Annotated in this window: 15 protein-coding genes and 1 tRNA gene; 11 read left to right on the top strand and 5 right to left on the bottom strand. The window is 70.3% G+C overall.

Annotated elements, in window-relative coordinates:
* Positions 1–146: 146 nt before the first annotated feature.
* The 3 genes from ACFVWY_RS22830 to ACFVWY_RS22820 all read right to left on the bottom strand — a co-directional run bounded on the left by ACFVWY_RS22830 (position 147) and on the right by ACFVWY_RS22820 (position 2,673).
* Positions 147–857 (bottom strand): NDP-sugar synthase, encoded by a 711-nt coding sequence (locus ACFVWY_RS22830; protein ID WP_389875348.1) that lies wholly within the window; start codon positions 855–857, stop codon positions 147–149.
* A 49-nt stretch (positions 858–906) separates the two neighbouring features.
* The gene (locus tag ACFVWY_RS22825; protein ID WP_389875345.1) at positions 907–1,320 is read right to left on the bottom strand and encodes a hypothetical protein; all 414 of its coding nucleotides are present in this window, start codon (positions 1,318–1,320) and stop codon (positions 907–909) included.
* A 216-nt stretch (positions 1,321–1,536) separates the two neighbouring features.
* Positions 1,537–2,673 carry an ABC transporter ATP-binding protein gene (locus tag ACFVWY_RS22820; RefSeq protein WP_389875342.1) on the bottom strand — a complete coding sequence of 379 codons (1,137 nt, stop codon included), beginning with the start codon at positions 2,671–2,673 and terminating at the stop codon, positions 1,537–1,539.
* Between the two features lie 180 nt (positions 2,674–2,853).
* Between ACFVWY_RS22820 and ACFVWY_RS22815 the strand changes: the two genes are divergently transcribed.
* Positions 2,854–2,927: transfer RNA gene (locus ACFVWY_RS22815), tRNA-Thr, on the top strand.
* A 96-nt stretch (positions 2,928–3,023) separates the two neighbouring features.
* Here ACFVWY_RS22815 and ACFVWY_RS22810 read toward each other — a convergent pair.
* Positions 3,024–3,635, bottom strand: a complete 612-nt coding sequence (locus ACFVWY_RS22810; protein ID WP_389875339.1) for a TetR/AcrR family transcriptional regulator — start codon at positions 3,633–3,635, stop codon at positions 3,024–3,026.
* A gap of 67 nt (positions 3,636–3,702) precedes the next feature.
* Between ACFVWY_RS22810 and ACFVWY_RS22805 the strand changes: the two genes are divergently transcribed.
* The 9 genes from ACFVWY_RS22805 (at position 3,703) to ACFVWY_RS22765 (ending at position 15,693) form a co-directional block, all read left to right on the top strand.
* The gene (locus ACFVWY_RS22805; RefSeq protein WP_389875336.1) at positions 3,703–5,142 is read left to right on the top strand and encodes a DHA2 family efflux MFS transporter permease subunit; all 1,440 of its coding nucleotides are present in this window, start codon (positions 3,703–3,705) and stop codon (positions 5,140–5,142) included.
* A gap of 89 nt (positions 5,143–5,231) precedes the next feature.
* A complete protein-coding gene (locus tag ACFVWY_RS22800; RefSeq protein WP_389875333.1) occupies positions 5,232–5,930 on the top strand; it encodes an SGNH/GDSL hydrolase family protein in 699 nt (232 codons plus the stop codon).
* 172 nt (positions 5,931–6,102) lie between these two features.
* Positions 6,103–7,923: a CocE/NonD family hydrolase gene (locus tag ACFVWY_RS22795; RefSeq protein WP_389875331.1), complete on the top strand. Its 1,821-nt coding sequence runs from the start codon at positions 6,103–6,105 to the stop codon at positions 7,921–7,923.
* 495 nt (positions 7,924–8,418) lie between these two features.
* Positions 8,419–9,840 (top strand): family 2B encapsulin nanocompartment shell protein, encoded by a 1,422-nt coding sequence (locus ACFVWY_RS22790; protein WP_389875329.1) that lies wholly within the window; start codon positions 8,419–8,421, stop codon positions 9,838–9,840.
* A 227-nt stretch (positions 9,841–10,067) separates the two neighbouring features.
* Positions 10,068–11,327 carry a family 2 encapsulin nanocompartment cargo protein terpene cyclase gene (locus ACFVWY_RS22785; RefSeq protein WP_389875422.1) on the top strand — a complete coding sequence of 420 codons (1,260 nt, stop codon included), beginning with the start codon at positions 10,068–10,070 and terminating at the stop codon, positions 11,325–11,327.
* A 14-nt stretch (positions 11,328–11,341) separates the two neighbouring features.
* Entirely contained in the window at positions 11,342–12,214 is an 873-nt protein-coding gene (locus tag ACFVWY_RS22780; RefSeq protein WP_389875326.1) for a geranyl diphosphate 2-C-methyltransferase, read from the top strand.
* Between the two features lie 259 nt (positions 12,215–12,473).
* A complete protein-coding gene (locus tag ACFVWY_RS22775; protein WP_389875323.1) occupies positions 12,474–13,607 on the top strand; it encodes a serine hydrolase domain-containing protein in 1,134 nt (377 codons plus the stop codon).
* A gap of 53 nt (positions 13,608–13,660) precedes the next feature.
* The gene (locus ACFVWY_RS22770) at positions 13,661–14,449 is read left to right on the top strand and encodes a MerR family transcriptional regulator (protein ID WP_389875321.1); all 789 of its coding nucleotides are present in this window, start codon (positions 13,661–13,663) and stop codon (positions 14,447–14,449) included.
* A gap of 290 nt (positions 14,450–14,739) precedes the next feature.
* A complete protein-coding gene (locus ACFVWY_RS22765; protein WP_389875318.1) occupies positions 14,740–15,693 on the top strand; it encodes a nitroreductase/quinone reductase family protein in 954 nt (317 codons plus the stop codon).
* Positions 15,694–15,774: 81 nt separating this feature from the next.
* Here the strand turns inward: ACFVWY_RS22765 and ACFVWY_RS22760 are convergent, their stop codons facing one another.
* Positions 15,775–16,749 (bottom strand): ArsR/SmtB family transcription factor, encoded by a 975-nt coding sequence (locus tag ACFVWY_RS22760; protein WP_389875316.1) that lies wholly within the window; start codon positions 16,747–16,749, stop codon positions 15,775–15,777.
* 162 nt (positions 16,750–16,911) lie between these two features.
* Here ACFVWY_RS22760 and ACFVWY_RS22755 point away from each other — a divergent pair, with 162 nt between their 5' ends.
* Entirely contained in the window at positions 16,912–17,292 is a 381-nt protein-coding gene (locus ACFVWY_RS22755) for a hypothetical protein (protein WP_389875313.1), read from the top strand.
* Positions 17,293–17,420 lie beyond the last annotated feature (128 nt).

Below are 17,420 nucleotides of genomic sequence, written 5' to 3'. Positions count from 1 at the left end.
CCGCGGTGCCCACCCCCTGCGGCGGTGGCGGCGGCTCGGGGCCCACACCCCCCCGGCGTACGCCGGCGGGGCGGCCCGGTTCCCCCCCCCGCCCCCCGCCCCTCTGTCCTGTTCTCCCCCGCTTCTTCCTGCTGCCCTGCTTCGTCCTACTGTCCGTCCAGTTCCTTGGCGGCCTCGGTGAGGTCCTTCGCCGTGTCGATGGCCCGCCAGTACGCGCCGTGCGGCAGCGGGTAGCCGGCCAGCCGACGCTCCCGGGCCAGCCGGGGGAAGGTGGTCCGCTCGTGGTCGCCCCGGTCCGGCAGCAGCCGCGTGAAGGCGGGGGAGAAGACGTACACCCCGGCGTTGATCAGATACGGGGACGGCGGCGACTCGATGAAGTCGGTGATGTGCCCGAACGCGTCGGTCTCGACGGCACCCCACGGGATGCGGGGACGGGCCAGGGCCAGGGTGGCGGTGGCGTCGCGTTCGGCGTGGAACGCGGCCATCTCGCGCAGGGAGAAGCGCGTCCAGATGTCGCCGTTGGTGGCGTACCAGGGCTGCTCGGGATCGGGGAGCCGGGCGGCGGCGTACTTCAGACCGCCGCCGCGGCCCAGCGGCTCGGACTCCACCACGGTCGTCACGCTCAGCGGCAGCACCGCTGAGTCCAGCCACTCCTGCAGCACATCGGCCAGATGCCCGCACGACACCACGACATCGGTCACGCCCTCGGCGGCCAGCCAGGAAAGCTGGTGGCCGATGATCGGTGTCCCGGTGCCCGGGATCTCGACCATCGGCTTGGGGCGGTCATCGGTGTACGGGCGCAGTCGTGATCCCTGGCCACCTGCCAGAATCACGGCCTGTGTCGGATACGTATGCATGCCAGGCACCCTATGCGGTGCCCGGCACGCGGTGTCCGTCGCGGGGGAGTCAGCTGAACCGGGCGACGCCCGAGGCGAAGGAGGTGTCGCAGACCGGGCGTGAGAAGCGGTGGGCGTGCGTGGGGCCGTACTTCTCGACGGCCGCGCGGCCCAGCGCCCTGGCGATCGACATGCAGTGCCGGGCGAGGGAGGGGCGGCCCTCGACGGAGCGCTGGAGATCGGTCAGCGCGACGCCCGGGTCCTTCTCACGGAGCTCGACGAGCAGCCGGTCACGCAGGGCGTCCTGCGGGGCGCGCGTCCTGGCATGCGCCGCGATGTCGTGGGTCGCCGCGGCCAGAACCTGGGGCTCGGAGTTGTGCGTTGCCCACGGCACGCTGGTCACAGCGAGAGTCCCGGAGAGGACCATCACGACGGGCAGGACGAAGGCGAGGGATCGGCCGATGCGGCGCGCAGTGTGGGTCACGCAGCGAGCGTAGCGGGCGGTAATGCCATGGCGACATTCCGTCACTCTTGCGAGGGATGGTTCGAGGGTGCTTTTCGAATTACGCATTGACGAACGGCCCCGAAATGCCCGGTGTGCCGGACGTTTCGGGGCCGTTGAGGCGCGGTGCGTGCGGGCCCGCGGTGCGTGTGTGCGGTGCGTGCGTGCCCGCGGTGCTGCGGCGTCAGCCGTCAGTCATCAGCCGGAGAGGCGGGCACCCGTGGAGGTCGAGAAGACGTGCAGCTCGTCCGGGCGCGGCACGACGTGGAGCTTGGTGCCCTTCTCCGGGACGGCGCGGCCGCCGACGCGGACGACCAGGTCCTTGTCCTCGCCGCCGACCCGCGCGGAGCCGTAGACGAAGCCGTCGGCGCCGAGCTCCTCGACGACGTTGACCGAGACGGCCAGACCGGCCGGGGCGTCCGAGCTGTCCTTGGACAGGGCCTTCGCGGCGGCGCCGCCGTGCTCGACGATGTCGAAGTGCTCGGGGCGGATGCCGACCGTGACGGTCGTGTCACCCTTCTCCGCGGCGGCGGAGAGCGCCTCGCGGGAGACGGGGACGACGCTGTTGCCGAACTTCACGCCGCCGTCGGTGATCGGGACCTCGATCAGGTTCATGGCCGGGGAGCCGATGAATCCGGCCACGAAGAGGTTCGCGGGCTTGTCGTACATGTTGCGCGGGGAGTCGACCTGCTGGAGCAGACCGTCCTTGAGGACCGCGACCCGGTCGCCCATGGTGAGGGCCTCGACCTGGTCGTGGGTGACGTACACGGTCGTGATGCCCAGGCGGCGCTGGAGCGAGGCGATCTGCGTACGGGTGGAGACGCGGAGCTTGGCGTCGAGGTTCGACAGCGGCTCGTCCATGAGGAAGACCTGCGGCTCACGCACGATGGCGCGGCCCATCGCCACACGCTGGCGCTGACCACCGGAGAGCGCCTTCGGCTTGCGGTCCAGGTACTCGGTGAGGTCGAGCATCTTGGCGGCCTCTTCGACCTTCGCCCGGATCTCGGTCTTGTTGACCCCGGCGATCTTGAGCGCGAAGCCCATGTTGTCCGCGACGGTCATGTGCGGGTACAGCGCGTAGTTCTGGAACACCATGGCGATGTCCCGGTCCTTCGGCGGCAGGTGCGTGACGTCGCGGTCACCGATGCGGATCGCGCCGCCGTTGACGTCCTCAAGACCCGCGAGCATGCGCAGGGAGGTCGACTTGCCACAACCGGAAGGACCGACGAGGACGAGGAACTCACCGTCCGCGATGTCGATCTCGAGCTGGTCCACGGCCGGCTTCGTGGAGCCGGGGTAGATACGGGACGCCTTGTCGAACGTAACGCTGGCCATGCTGAATCTTCTCCTCCACCGGCAGGAACGTGCCGGACGATCCGAGTGACGGGAGTGGTCTGGTCCACTTGAGTGAACCTTCAGCGACGCTACCTGGCCATATGGAATCTGTCAGTAGTTCGAGGTCCGCGAAATTTCGGGACCGCAAGGGGTGCGGCGTTGGTTACACTGCTCCGGCACGCCTCCTTAGCTCAGCTGGCCAGAGCAACGCACTTGTAATGCGTAGGTCGTCGGTTCGAATCCGACAGGGGGCTCCGCGAAGACCCAGGCCGGGATCTTTCTGGCCTGGGCCTTTTTGTGTCCGGCGCCGTGCGGGCCGCTGCGTCGTCCGGAGCGTTCCGTGCCGGGGTTCAGCCGTGCGTGGGGACGCCCAGGATGGCGTGCATGCCGCGCAGGGCCCACTCTTCCGTCCGGGTGTCGCCGTGCAGGAGCCTCGCCGGTGTGATGCCCGCGGCCAGGGACTCCAGCCCGTAGACGACCTGGGGGGCGTCCGTGCCGGGCGGGAGGTCTCCGGCGGTGACGGCGGTCTCGATGTCGTGGCGAAGGGTGTCGCGCCAGCGGGTGCGGCCCTCGGCGATCCGGTCGTGCACGGCGCCGGTGCGTCCGTCGTAGTCGTAGGTGACCTGAGTGAGCAGGCAGCCCCCGGGGTAGCCGGGGTCGGCGGCGTAGCGCACCCAGGAGGCGCAGACGGCCAGCAGCCGCGGCAGGCCCGCGTCGAGGTGGCGCACCGGCTGCCAGACGCGGGTGCGGACGTCCTCCAGCACCAGGTCCACCGTCTCCAGCTGCAGCTTCTCCTTGCTGCGGAACTGGCCGATCACGCCCGCCTTGCTCATCCCCAGCCGGTCCGCGAGGCGGCCGATGGTGACGCTGTCCAGCCCTTCCGCGGAAGCGAGTTCGGCGGCGGCGCGCAGTACTGAGCGCCGGGTTTCGAGTGCGGCCTGAGCCGATGCGCGTCCTGCCATGGGCGAAAGTTTAGCAAACGACCGTATGCCATTGACGTACGAACGATCGTATTCTTAAATCCTCGTCATGACGCCTTCCTCCTCCGCCCGGCGGGCCTCCCTCGCCCTGTTACTCGCCTGCGCGGGCACCTTCCTGAGCTTTCTCGACGCCACCGTGACCAACCTGGCGGTGCCGCCGATCGCCGACGGCTTCGACGTCTCGCTGACCACCGTCTCGTGGGTCGCCACCGCCTATGTGATCCCCTTCGCCGCCCTGCTCGCCCCGGCCGGGCCGCTGGCCGACGCGGTCGGCCGTGCCCGGCTGTTCCTGATCGGCGTATCCGTCTTCACGGCGTCGTCGTTGCTGATCGCCGCATCCCCGGGGCTGCCGGTGCTGCTCGGTGCCCGCGCCCTCCAGGGCCTGGGGGCGGCTCTGCTGGTGCCCGCCTCGCTGGGGCTGGTGCTCGCGGAGATCCCCGCCGGGCGCAGACGCGCCGCGATCGGCGTGTGGAGCGCGGCGGGCGCCCTGGCAGCCGCCGCGGGTCCGGCCCTCGGCGGAGTCCTGGTCGAAGTGCTCGACTGGCGGGCGCTGTTCTGCCTCAACCTGCCGGTGGGCTGCTGGGTGCTGATCGTCGGAAGGAAGCTCCTGGCCGGTGAGTCCCGCACGGGCCGGGCGCCCGATCTCGCGGGCGGCCTGCTGCTCGCCCTCTGTGTCGGTTCAGCGGTGTACGGCATGACGCAGGGCCCCGGCCGCGGCTGGTCCTCGGTGCACGTGCTGGCCGCCTCCGGCATCACCGTGCTCTGCGGGGTGCTGACCGTGGTGCGGGCACTTCGGCACCGGCGGCCGGCGCTGCGGCTCGACCTCCTGCGCAGCCGCTCCTTCGCCGTCGCGAGCGGCGTCTCCGTCGCGTACGGCGCCGCGCTGTTCGCCTCGATGCTGCTCGGCGTGCTCTTCGTGACCGACGCCTGGAACTACTCCGCCCTGAAGGCCGGTCTCGCGATGAGCCCGGCGGCGCTCGCCACCGCCGTGGTCGGTCTCGGCATCGGACGGCTCCCCGTCTCCCTCGCCCCCCGCACGATGGTGGCGGGCGGCTCGGCCCTCGTCGCCGCCTCAACGGCCGTCCTGGCCCTGCTGATCGACACCGAGCCGCGCTTCTGGACGCTCTGGCTCCCGGCCGGAGCCGTGACGGGGGTCGGCGTCGGCCTGGCCACCGTCGGCATCTCCAGCGCCGCCACCCTCTCCACCGCACCCCAGCACTTCGCCGCCGCGACAGGCATGGTCATGGCGGCCCGCCAGGTCGGCGGCGGTCTCGGGATCGCCGCCACGGCCGTGATCGTCGCGGAGGTCCCGGGCGCCGGCGCGGAACCGTATGCCGCCGTGTACGGGGCCGCCGCCGTCGTCAACCTGGCTGCCGCCTTCGGCGGTCTCGCCCTGCGCGTCACAGCCTCGGCCCCGCACCCGCCGCGAACCGCGCCCCCGGCCGGCCGGGCCCCGGCCGCTGCCCGCATCCTCGAAGGAGACCAGTGATGACCTTCCAGCCGGACATGACCCGCCTTCAGGGCCTGGCCCCTGGGGCTGCCGCGTCCGTCGGTTCCGCCGGGTCCGCTGGGTCCGTCGTGCCAGTCGGGTCCGCCGACCTTGCCGCGGAGCTGTCCGATCCGTACTGCGTGACTCCGGAGACGGGCGCCGAACTGCTCCGCGATCTTCCGTGGAACCGGCTGGCCGTGCTGGGCGACAGTGTCACCGCCGGTGTGGGGGATCCCCTTCCGGGCTACCGCGACCGGTCCTTCGCCGACCGCTTCACCGACGCCCTCGCCGCCACCCGCCCCGGCTTCGCCGCGGTCAACCTGGCCCGGCCCTTCCTGCTGATCGACGAGATCCGGGCCCAACAGCTTGATGCGGCCCTGGAGTTCGAGCCGGACGTGGTGATGGTGAGCGCGGGCGGCAACAACGCCTTCCGTGGCTTTGACCCGGAGACGTTGCGGGCCGAACTGGCCTCGTTACTCGCACCCCTTGCCGGACAAGGCGCCCTCGTCCTGACCATCGGCCTGTTCGACGTCGGACGGTCGGGCCTCGTCCGGCCGGAGCGCGCTGACGGCATGGCCCGCCGTTTCGACGAGCTCGACCGCATCACGGCGGGCCTGACCCGCGCGCTCGGCGGCGTCCACATCGACACGCACCACCACCCGCTCACCGCCGACCCGGCCATCTACTCCGCCGACCGCGTCCATGCCAACGCCCGCGGTCATGCGGTTACCTTCGCCGCCCTCGCCACGACCCTGGCTCAGCAGGTCCGGAAGCGCTCGGGCGGCTGACCGCGGCTTCTCCGCGTCCGGCCCTGGCGGACCCGTCAACGTTCACAAGGCCATTCGCTCGTTCGGGTTCAGCTGCTCGGTCATGGGTTTTGGTCCCGTCGGCCCTGACCAGGATCCGCCCGGCGACACCCCCTCGGGCGTCGTGAACTCAATCGAAATTGGGGCCGTTCGTATGACCACAGCAGATGGGGAGCCGATCGCGTCGGTCACCGACGCGACACTCGCCGACATCGCCGCCAACGGCATCTGGCGCGGCGCGAGCCTCGACATCAACCCGGCGGTGCTCACCGTCGCCAGGGCCCTGCTCGCGGCCCTCCAGGGCACCGCCCCGGCCGGGGCGCTCCCCGAGGAACTGCGGGAGCTGGTCGAGCGCGTCCTGCGAGAGGCCGGGGTCACCTTCCCGCGCATTTCCGTGACGGAGGAGATCGGCCTCTCCGCGCTCGCGATCAAGCAGAAGACCTCGGAGCAGCGCCCGGTGGTGATCGTGCCCGCCGGATGGAACCCGTACGGCTGGATGCCGTTCATGGTCGGCTACCTCTCCCTGGCGGCGCGCGGCTACCACGTACTGGCGTACACGCCCCGCGGGTTCGGCGCGCCGGGCGGGCCGTTCACGTCCGACGGGTTCATCGGCGTCGCCGGACCGGACGACTGGTCGGACGGTTCGGCGGTGATCGACCACGCGGAGGGGCTGTTCGCGCCGAGCAAGGTCGGGTTCATGGGCCTGTCCTACGGCTCCGGGATCAGCCAGCTGGTCGCCGCACACGACAAGAAGAAGCGCGTCGCCGCCGTGGCCGCCCTGAGCACGTGGGGCAACCTGGCCACCAGCCTCTACGACAACGGCACCCGGCACGAGAAGGCCGTGGAACTGCTGATCAACTTCACCGGCGCCGAGGAGGGCAAGGAGAAGGAGAAGTTCGACGAGGCGACGTGGCGCATTCTCCAGAACTTCCGGGACGGGCAGGACATGGAGGAGGTGGTGGAGTGGGGCACCGAGCGTTCTCCGGAGACCTACGTGGGCCTCACCAACGCCCGTTCCGTCCCGACCTTCTACTCGAACACCTGGCACGAGAGCCTGTTCCCCCCGGGTGAGGCGATCGCGACCTTCGAGAAGCTCACCGTTCCCAAGCACCTGAACCTGTGGATCGGCGACCACGGCGCCCCGGAAGGCGTCGGTATCACCGGCATGCCGAGCGGCACCCCGTTCTGGGGCTACCTGACGCCGATGACGGAGACCTACGCCTGGCTCGACCACCACCTGCTCGGGGAGAACAACGGGGTGCCCGACTGGCCGGTGGTCAACAGCCAGGTGATGTTCACCTACACGACCAAGCCGACCGGCCTCGGCGGCGACCGGATCGTGGAGGCGGCGCGGCGCGAACCGCTCCGCTCCTGGTCCGAGGCCACCACCGACACCGAGTCCTGGCACCTGGGCGGCAGTGGGGAGGGCGGCGACGGTGACGGCACCCTGTCGGACAAGCCGTCCGCGGGCTGGAGCCGCGACTTCACCGCCGGGCACGAGACCGCCGCCACCGCCATGGACGAGATCATGGAGACCGGGCAGAAGGAGTGGTTCGGCAATCCCAAGCGCTACCGGTTGGCCGACTTCGAGCGGAACCGGCTGCTGGTCTGGTCCACCGAGGCGCTGTCGGGCGGCCGCCGCATCCGTGGCGCCGCCACCGTCCGTCTCTCGGTCCGGTCCGACGAGGCGGACGCCGCGACCCTCGTCGCCTACCTCTTCGACGTGGCCCCGGACGGCAGCACCCGGCTGATCACCCACGAGCCCTTCACCGCCACGGACCTGCGCCCCGGCACGGACCGGACCGTCAACTGGACGCTCCAGCCCGCCGCCTACGACCTGCCGGACGGAAGCCGTCTCGCCCTGGTCGTCAACAGCCGGGACCGGCTCTACTCCTTCACCGGCAAGGAGGACAGCACCACCACCGTCACCTCCGCGGCCGGGGAGGAAGCCGTACTGGAACTCCCGCTCGGCTGAGCCGGGCCTCCCGCGCGACCTGAGCGAAGTCCTCCACGAGACCCCGGCCCGGATGCCATCCGGGCCGGGGTTCTCTGGGTCCGGGGACGTGACGGAGGCGTAGTGGCCGCGCGCCGTGCCGTGCGGACCGCCGCGTGCGGACCCGCGGGATCCACGCGTGCGGGCCTGCGGGGTCCACGCGTGCGGGCCTGCGGGGTCCATTCGTCCGCGTGGGATCGCTCCACGCTTGAATTCGAAACAGTACATTTACCCGAATTTCATGCACGGAGATTTCGTCAACTGCTGGGCGGCAACGCTCGAATGGCGGCTTTTTCGCGGTAATTAACAGTGTTATGGAGAATTGCTATTTCATGGGGAAACGGGGTGGGCGCGCCTGTGTCGATGGGAACTCGAAAAGCGTTAGAAAAGGCGCAGGCAACGTAATGCCCGCTTGCTCGCGGTGAATTCTGCCCTGCTGGAGCCAGGCGGGTCATCTCATGAACCGAGAGGTAGTCGATGACTGTCGAGACGAGCCCGTCGGAAACCGCGAGGGCACAGGACCAGGCGCAGGAGCAGCTCAGTCTCGGCACTGCCGCTGCGCGGAACCTCGCCACCACCACCAAGTCCGAACCCCAGATGCAGGGCATCAGCTCGCGCTGGCTGCTGCGGAAGCTGCCGTGGGTCAATGTGCCGGGCGGCGCCTACCGGGTCAACCGGCGACTGACGTTCACGGTCGGGGACGGGAAGGTCTCGTTCGAGAAGAACGGGTCCAAGGTTCGCGTCATTCCGCAGGAGCTGGCCGAACTTCCGCTGCTCCAGGGATTCGAAGACGGCCCGGCTCTGGGGGCGCTGGCCGACAAGTTCGTGCAGAAGGAATTCGACCTCGGCCAGGCCATCGTGGAGGAGGGGCGCAAGGCCGATCACGTATATCTGATCGTGCACGGCAGGGTGAACAAGGTCAGGCCCGCGAAGTACGACGGCGAGGACATCGTGGGCCGGCTGTCGGACGGCGACAGCTTCGGCGGCAATGTGCTGGCGGGAGCCGACGGCAAGTGGGACTTCACGGCGCGAGCGGTGACCGGGACCACCGTCCTGGCGTTGCCCCACAGTGCGTACAAGGCGGTCCTCGGTGAACACGAGGCGCTGCGGTCACACGTCCAGAAGCGCAGCGCCGACGCGCAGCGGCCGACGAACAAGTCCGGCGAGTCCGCCATCGAGCTCCTGTCCGGCCACGACGGCGAGCCGATGCTGCCGACCACGTTCGCCGACTACGAACTCCACCCGCGTGAGTACGAGTTGAGCGTGGCCCAGACGGTGCTGAAGGTGCACAGCCGGGTCGCCGACCTCTACAACCAGCCGATGAACCAGACGCAGCAGCAGTTGCGGCTCACCATCGAGGCGCTGCGCGAGCGGCAGGAGAAGGAGCTGGTCAACAACCCCGAGTTCGGGCTGCTCCACAACACCGACTTCGACCAGCGCATCCCGACCCACTCCGGCCCGCCCACCCCGGACGACCTCGACGACCTGCTGAGCATGCGCCGTGGCACCCGCTACATGTTCGCCCACCCGCGTGCCATCGCGGCGTTCGGCAAGGAGTGCAACAAGCGGGGCATCTCGCTCGGCAGTGCCGACGTCGACGGTCACCCGATCCCCGCGTGGCGGGGCGTACCGATCCTGCCGTGCGGCAAGATCCCGATCTCGGACCGCCAGACCTCTTCGATCATCGCCATGCGTACGGGCGAGGACAACGAGGGCGTCATCGGCCTCTACCAGACCGGGCTGCCCGACGAGGTCGAGCCGGGGCTCAACGTCCGGTTCATGGGGATCGACGAGAAGGCGATCATCTCGTACCTCGTCAGCACCTACTACTCGGCCGCGGTCCTGGTCCCGGACGCGATCGGCATCCTCGAAGGCGTCGAGGTACGGCCGCGTGGCTGAGGACGGGGCCGGGCGGACGAAGAAGGGCTGAAGCGATGTCGTTGCTGTCCGGCGTGTTCGCCGCGCCCACGGCTCACGGGGTGGTGGACCCGGCGAGCGCCTTGCGATCCGACCCGGCGGCGGCCGGGGGGCAGGACCTGCCGAGCCTGCCGGGTCCGACGGGCCTGTCTGGCACGCCGGACCCGCCGGACCGGGCGGGCCTGTCGGACCCGACGGGCCTGCGGGACCTGCCGGATCGACCGGGCTTGCCAGGCCTGCCGGGCTTGCCGGGCCCGGTGGATCGGATGAATCTGACGGACCGGACGGATCGGATCGATCAGACGGATCTGACGGACCGGACGGATCTGGTGGGCCTGTCGGACCCGGCGGCAGCGCGCCTCGCGTCCTCGGCGCGGTGGGCGACGGCGTGGCTTCCCACCGGCCCGACCGGCCTCGGTACATCGGCGGCCAGGCAACTCCTCCCGCCACCGCCGGAGTCCGACCGGCCCGGTCCGGGCCCCGCGACCCCGCCACGCGCCGGTGACCCGGTTCCGGGCCTTTACTGCCCGCCCGCCGTGCCGGCCGATCCGGCCAAGATCGCCGAGGTGGACCGCCGACTCGAAGCCTGGGCCCGGGAACTCAGCCTGTTCCCTCCCGAATGGGCCGGGGACTTCGCCGGATTCCAGGTCGGCCGCGCGGTCGTCCTCCAGCATCCGGGCGCGGCCGACCTGGAACGCCTCGTCGTCGCGGGCAAGCTGCTCGTCGCGGAGAACGTCGTCGACGACTGCTACTGCGAGGACTACGGCGGATCCCCCGTCGGCCTGGGCAACCGCCTCGTCATCGCGCAGAGTGCCCTGGACCCCCTGCACACCGCGGACGGCTACCAGCAGCAGTGGTGCGAGGGGCTGGGCGCGGACGCTCCCTTGCGTTCCTACGCCGACGCGATGCGCGCCTTCCGGGGCATCGCCACCCCCAGCCAGGTCACCCGGTTCGTCCACGATGCCGCGCGTCTGCACCTGGGGTACCTCGCCGAGGGCGCCTGGGCGCAGACCCGCACCACACCACCGGTGTGGCAGTACCTGGTGATGCGGCAGTTCAACAACTTCCGTCCCTGCCTGTCCCTCGTGGACGCCGTGGACGGCTATGAACTGCCCGAGCCGCTCTACTCCCGGCCCGAGGTCCAGCGCGTCACCGCACTGGCCTGCAACGCCACCACGCTCGTCAACGACCTGTACTCCTTCACCAAGGAGATGGCCATCGACGAGCACCATCTGAACCTCCCGGTGGTCATCGCCGCCGAGGAGGGCCGGGGCCTCAAGGACGCGTACCTGAAGGCCATCGACATCCACAACGAGATCATGCACGCCTTCGAGGACGAGTCCCTCGTCCTGGCCGCCGAGAACCCGCTCCTGGGCCGCTACACCACCGGCCTCGCCGCATGGGTCGCCGGCAACCACGAATGGCACCACACGAACACGTACCGCTACTCCCTGCCCCACTACTGGTGAGAGAAGACAGCCGCATGACCACCCCCACAGCGCTCCGCACCAGCACGACAGCAGCCCCGGCCGTCAGCCACTACCAGGCCTCGGTCGCCGATTACTGGAACCGCGAGAAGAACCCCGTCAATCTCCGGCTGGGAGACGTCGACGGTTTCTACCACCACCACTACGGCATCGGCGACGTCGACTGGTCGGTCCTGCAGGGCCCGCAGGACACCCGCGACGAGCGGGTCGTCGCCGAACTGCACCGCCTGGAGAGCGCCCAGGCCGACGTGCTCGCCGACCACCTCGGAGTCGTCGGCTCCGAGGACCGGCTCCTGGACTCGGGCTGCGGCCGGGGCGGCGGCAGCCTGGTCGCCAACAAGCGGTTCGACTGCCACGTCGACGGGATCTCCATCTCCGAGACCCAGGTGGCCTTCGCCACCGCGCAGGCCAAGAAGCGCGGCGTGGACGACAAGGTGCGGTTCCACCTCAAGAACATGCTCGACACCGGCTTCGACACCGGTTCGTTCCGCGCCGTCTGGAACAACGAGTCGACCATGTACGTCGATCTGTCGGTGCTCTTCGCCGAGTACGCCCGCCTGCTCGTACGCGGCGGCCGGTACGTCACCATCACCGGCTGCTACAACGACACCTACGGGCTGCCGTCCCGCGAGGTCTCGACGATCAACGCCCATTACATCTGCGACATCCATCCCCGCTCCGCCTACTTCAGGGAGATGGCGAACAACCGGCTCGTGCCGATCAGCGTGGTGGACCTCACCGCGGCCACCGTCCCGTACTGGGAGCTGCGCGCCAAGTCCTCCCTGGCCACCGGCATCGAGGACGCCTTCCTGACCGCGTACAAGAACGGCAGCTTCCAGTACCTCCTGATCGCCGCCGACCGGATCTGACCGAACGACCGGATCTGACCGGACGGCCGGACATCCTGGCCCTTGTGATCTGGTCTGACCAGACGACCAGACGACCAGACGACCAGACGACCGGACGCGGGACGCACCCCTGGACCCCCGGGCACGCGTCCCGCAGCGGGGCTGAGGGCGGGAGGGAGAGTGTGAGCCGGATCACCGTTGAGGTTGACCTCGGGTCAGGGAGGACGCTTCTCGTGTCGGAGGGCCGCGGGAACGCGGCGGATACGAGGGAGTGGTCAGCATGTCCCACAACGCTTTCGGTCAGGGGCGTTCGGAGTTGCAGAAGGCCCTGGACGAGATCGTCGAGTCCGGGATCACGGGGATCACGCTGCGGGTGCGTGACGGGCGGGGCGAGTGGGTCGGCAGCGCGGGGGCGGGCAGGCTGGGGGAGGACGCGAAGCCGCCGGTCGACGGGTACGTACGGATCGGCAGCAACACCAAGACGTTCACCGCGGCCCTGGTGCTGGGACTCGTCGCCGAGGGACGGATCGGGCTGGACGCCCCGGTGGCCGACCACCTGCCCGAGTTCGAGGGGGACCGGCGGGTCACGGTGCGGATGCTGTTGCAGCACACCAGCGGGATCTTCAACTTCACCGGGGAGTACTACGAGGACGGGACGATGGTCCCCGGCATCCCCGCCACCACGGCGGGCAAGGAGTGGGTGGACAACCGCTTCCGGACCTACCCGCCGCAGGAGCTGGTGCGCCTCGCGCTGTCCAGGCCGTCGCGGTTCGAACCGGGCGAGGGGTGGAGCTACTCCAACACCAACTACGTGCTGGCCAGGCTGCTGATCGAGCGGGTCACCGGCCGCTCCGTCGCCGAGGAGATGCGGCGGCTGATCACGCAACCGCTCGGCCTCCTGGGCACCACGGCCCCCAGCACCGAAACCGGGATCGCCGAACCGCACGCCCACGCCTACTACCGCTACGAGGACGGCGGCGAGGAGAAGACGGTCGACGTCACCCGCCTGAACCCCTCCTGGATCTCCAGCGGTGGCGACATGATCTCGACCTCCCGCGACCTGCAGACGTTCCTCTCCGCGCTGGTGACCGGGAAGCTCCTGCCGGCCGAGCTGCTGGCCGAGATGTGCACGCCGCGCCCGACGCCCGCACCGGGCATGGGCTACGGCCTCGGGGTCTTCGTGCAGGACCTCGGCGACGGCTCCACCGTCATCACCCACAACGGCGGCGCCGCCGGTCACGCCGCGCTGATGTACAGCACGCCCGACGGCTCCACGGTCCTGACCGCCACGCTGAACTACGTGGACGACGCCGCGCTCTCCCGGGCCCTGGCGTTCCAGCGGGCGACGCAGCGGCTCGTGGACGAGGTGTTCCGCGGCGGACGGGCCGGGTCGGCGGTGCGGCCGGGGGAGTGAGCGCCGGTACTCCGTACGTGTGGCCGGGCCCCCGCGAGGGGCAGACTGGGCGGATGGACAACGGGGTCACGATCGGGCAGGCGGCGGCCTTCGTCGGCGTCACGGTGAAGACGGTGCGGCACTACCACAAGCTCGGCCTGGTCGAGGAGCCCGCACGGGACGGCTCCGGCTACCGGCGGTACGGGTCGGGCGAGCTGCTCCGGCTGGTGCAGGCCCGCACGCTGGCCGCCGCCGGGGTGCCGCTCGCCGAGATCGGGCCCCTGCTCGACGCCGACGCCACGCGCTTCGCCGCCGCGCTCACCGATGTGGAACAGCAACTTACCGACAGGATCGAGGAGTTGAGGTCACGGCGGAACACGTTGCGGCAGCTCGCCGACGGCAACCGGGCGCTGCTGCCCGAGCGGGCCGTGGCACTGCTGGAGCGGCTGCCCGGCCTCGGCTTCACCGGGGACGAGGTGGCGGCCGCCCGGGAGGGGCTGGTGCTCGCCAGGGCGCTGGTGCCCGAGGGCTTCGACGAGCACCTGGGTCATGTCGAACGGGCGCTGGGTGACGCCCGGTTCGTCGCCCTGAGCAAGCGGGCCGCCGAGTCCGCCGTCTGGGAGCCCGACGACCCCCGTATCGACGAGGTCGCCGCGGCGCTGGTCGGCCACTACCTCGCCCACCCCGAACAGCTCAAGATCGTGACCGGGCTCCAGGCCCGTACCGAGGCCGCGACCCGGTACGAGATGGTTGCCCGGCACGGCGAGGTGGAGGCGCCGGGGTCGGCCCGGCTGGCCGCGCTCGTCGAAGCCGGACTCCGCGCCGCGGGCGTCCGCGTTCCCGGACCGCGTTCCTCCCGCTGAGGCCGCGGACCCGCCCATCTCCCCGCCCATCTCCCCGCGCACGAGCGCGCGTTGTCTGCCCCGGAGCGCGGTGTTACTGTCGCACTGAGCCCCGTATGGGCCTACGCATGGAGGTAGCGGCTACTCAGCCATTACAGAGATCGGCACGTCCCGTCTCTCGCAGCTCGTCAATCCCCGGCCCGGGATTGCTGCGTCCATTTTTCACTGCGTAGGTGCGCGGGGTGTTTCTGTGTCGATTTCCGGTTCTGTAGCCCTCCTCCCTGTCATCGAACGACTGGGAAAGGCAGTGCATGAGCAACGGGCACAGGGAGAAGCAGGAATCCGCACCGGAAGGCTGGTCCGGTTTCGACGTCCATGACTTCCAGCGCCGGATCATCGCCGAGTTCCGGGCGAACCACGGCAGGATGAGCGGGATGTTCGAGGGCTGGAAACTGGCTGTGCTGACGACGGTCGGCGCCCGGACCGGTCAGCGGCGGGAGAGCGTCCTGGGGTATCTCGAATTCGACGGGAAGGGCGTCGTCATCGCCTCGGCGAACGGGGCCGACCGCCACCCCGGCTGGTACCACAACATCCGCAGGAATCCGATCGTGACGGTGGAGACGGGCACCGATACGTACCGGGCGATCGCCGCCGTCCCGCCCGGCGAGGAGCGGGACAGGCTCTTCGGCCGGGTGATCGCCGAGGCGCCCGGCTACGCCGACCACCAGGCGAGAACGGTCCGGGAGATCCCGGTCGTCGTCCTGCACCGGATCGGTCCCCGGCCCGGTGAGGAGCGGGTCAAGGGCATGGGCGACTGGATCGTCGAGGTGCACGACTGGCTGCGCGGCGAACTGGAGGCGCTCCGCGCGCAGGTGGACCGGGTGGTCGAGGGCGGGGCGGACACGATCCAGCGGCCGGAACCGGACCTCGCCCAGCAGATGCGGGCCCACTGCATGAGTTTCTGCGGAGCGCTCAGCAGGCATCACGGCGGCGAGGACGCGGCCATGTTCCCCATGCTGGCCCGGCAATTCCCGGCATTGGCCCCGGCACTGGCGCAGCTCAGCGAGGAGCACGAGGCGGTGGCCCGGCTTGAGCGCGATATTCAGCGGCTCGTCGACGCGTTCATCCCCGGGGAGACCGATCCCGTGCGGCTCCGTGCCGATCTGGAATCGCTGGCGCAGCGGCTCGAATCCCATTTCCGGTACGAGGAGGAGACGATCGTCACGGCTTTGAACGCCACGGCTCCGGCGCCGAACTACGGCTGAGCGAAAGGGGGGAGGAATTCCAGGGCCGTCTCCGCACCGGTTGCCTTTCCGGTGCGGAGACGGCTTTGGGGGCGGTCTGGATCAGCGGATGGGGCGGCGGGCCAGTTCGTCGCCGAGCGGGGTCAGGGAGTGCAGCATCATGCAGCCCCGGCGGGTGCTGCTGACGAGGCCCGCCCGGCGCAGGACGGTGGCGTGCTTGCTGGCGGTGCCGATGGACACGCCGGTACGGGCGGCCAGTTCGCCGGTCGAGCACGGCGGGTGCAGGGCCCGCAGGACCATGGCGCGGGTCCGGCCCAGCAGGTCGGTCAGGCCCTCGGGGGCGGCGTCCGGCGCCGGGTGGCGGGCGACGGGGTAGACCAGCACCGGGGGCAGGCCCGGGTTGATGAGGGTCACCGGGGACTTGGTGCAGAAGAACGACGGGACCAGGGTGATCCCCCGTCCGCGCAGGTGAAGGTCGCGGTCGCGCGGGTAGTCGGCGGTGAGCGTCGGGGACGTCCAGCGGATCGACGGCGGCAGCGTGTGCAGAAGCCGCTCGACGCCGCCCTCCAGCAGGTCCCGGCTGTGCTGGGCGCGTTCGAGGTGGAAGGTTTCGGCGATCAGCGGGAGCTGGGGTGCCAGCAGCTCGTGGAAGTACGTGGCGAGCGCTTCCCGGAGCTCCTGGCGGGCGGTGCGGTCGCCGTCGGCGAGCAGCCGGGCCCAGGCCGGCGGGGTGCGGTGGCCGCGGAAGTGGAGGGCGAGTTCGGTGCGGAGCCGGGTGGCCGGGGTGGCGTGGATGAGGTCGAGCGAGGTGGCGAAGCTGTCCGCACCCGAGGGGGTGAGGAAGTCGGGGAAGTCCCCGCTGTGCGGGACGAGGGCGCTCACGTAGCGGACGAGGGCGCGCAGGTCCCGCCCGGCACACCGGGTCCGGACGTGCCGCAGCCAGGGGCGGTACGCGGACGGCGGGCGTGGCGACTGCAGGATGTGCAGGCTGTTGGTCAATTCCCACATGTCGTCCGGACGGGCGGCCACCGTGGTCCGTGCCACATCGTCCGACGTGAAGTGGATGCGCAATTTCATCGGTCCCCCGATTGATGAACTGGGCTTTTTCCGTGGGTCGAAAAGTGCTGGTCCCCCCGCTTCCTTCCCTTCCATCATGTGAGGGGCTCATAAACGAGCGTTCAACGGAAAAGAGCCGCGGTCCGGAACGGGACCGCGGCGCGAACACTGGGGGAATCAGACATGGGCACGATGCGTAGCGCATTCGCCAGGACCGTCGCGGCCGCCGCCGTGGTCGCCGCCGGAGCGAGCCTGTCGCTCGGCGGCAGCGCCACCGCGGCGGGCGCGGCCGCCACGATCCACGGCTGCCCGTCGGGGGCCGTCTGCCTCTATCCGAACGGCAGCTGGGCCAACGACAAGCCCACGTACATCTTCTACTCCTACGGGGTCCACAAGATCTACAACCAGGTTGGCACCAAGCGGATCTACAACCACCAGACCGGTGGTGCCACCGCCCGCAACTGCTACGACGCGGCCGGGAACAACTGCGGCGGGTACCAGAAGGCCGACACCTACGCCGACTACGACTACACGCCGTACAACTCCATCCGGCTCGTCAAGTGAGGATGCCGCCACGGCGGCTTCCGGGCGAATCGGTGAGCCACTGGCTGGGCGAATCGGTGGCCCGGTAAAGGTGCGCTGTGGTGTGCGCCGTGGTGTGCGCCGGGGCTTGCGGGGAATTTCCTGACTGA

This window comes from Streptomyces sp. NPDC058195 (assembly GCF_042883525.1).
In the GTDB taxonomy this organism is placed as follows: Bacteria; Actinomycetota; Actinomycetes; order Streptomycetales; family Streptomycetaceae; genus Streptomyces.
Note: the sequence above shows the minus strand (reverse complement) of the source record. Positions and strands in the feature narration are given on the sequence as shown.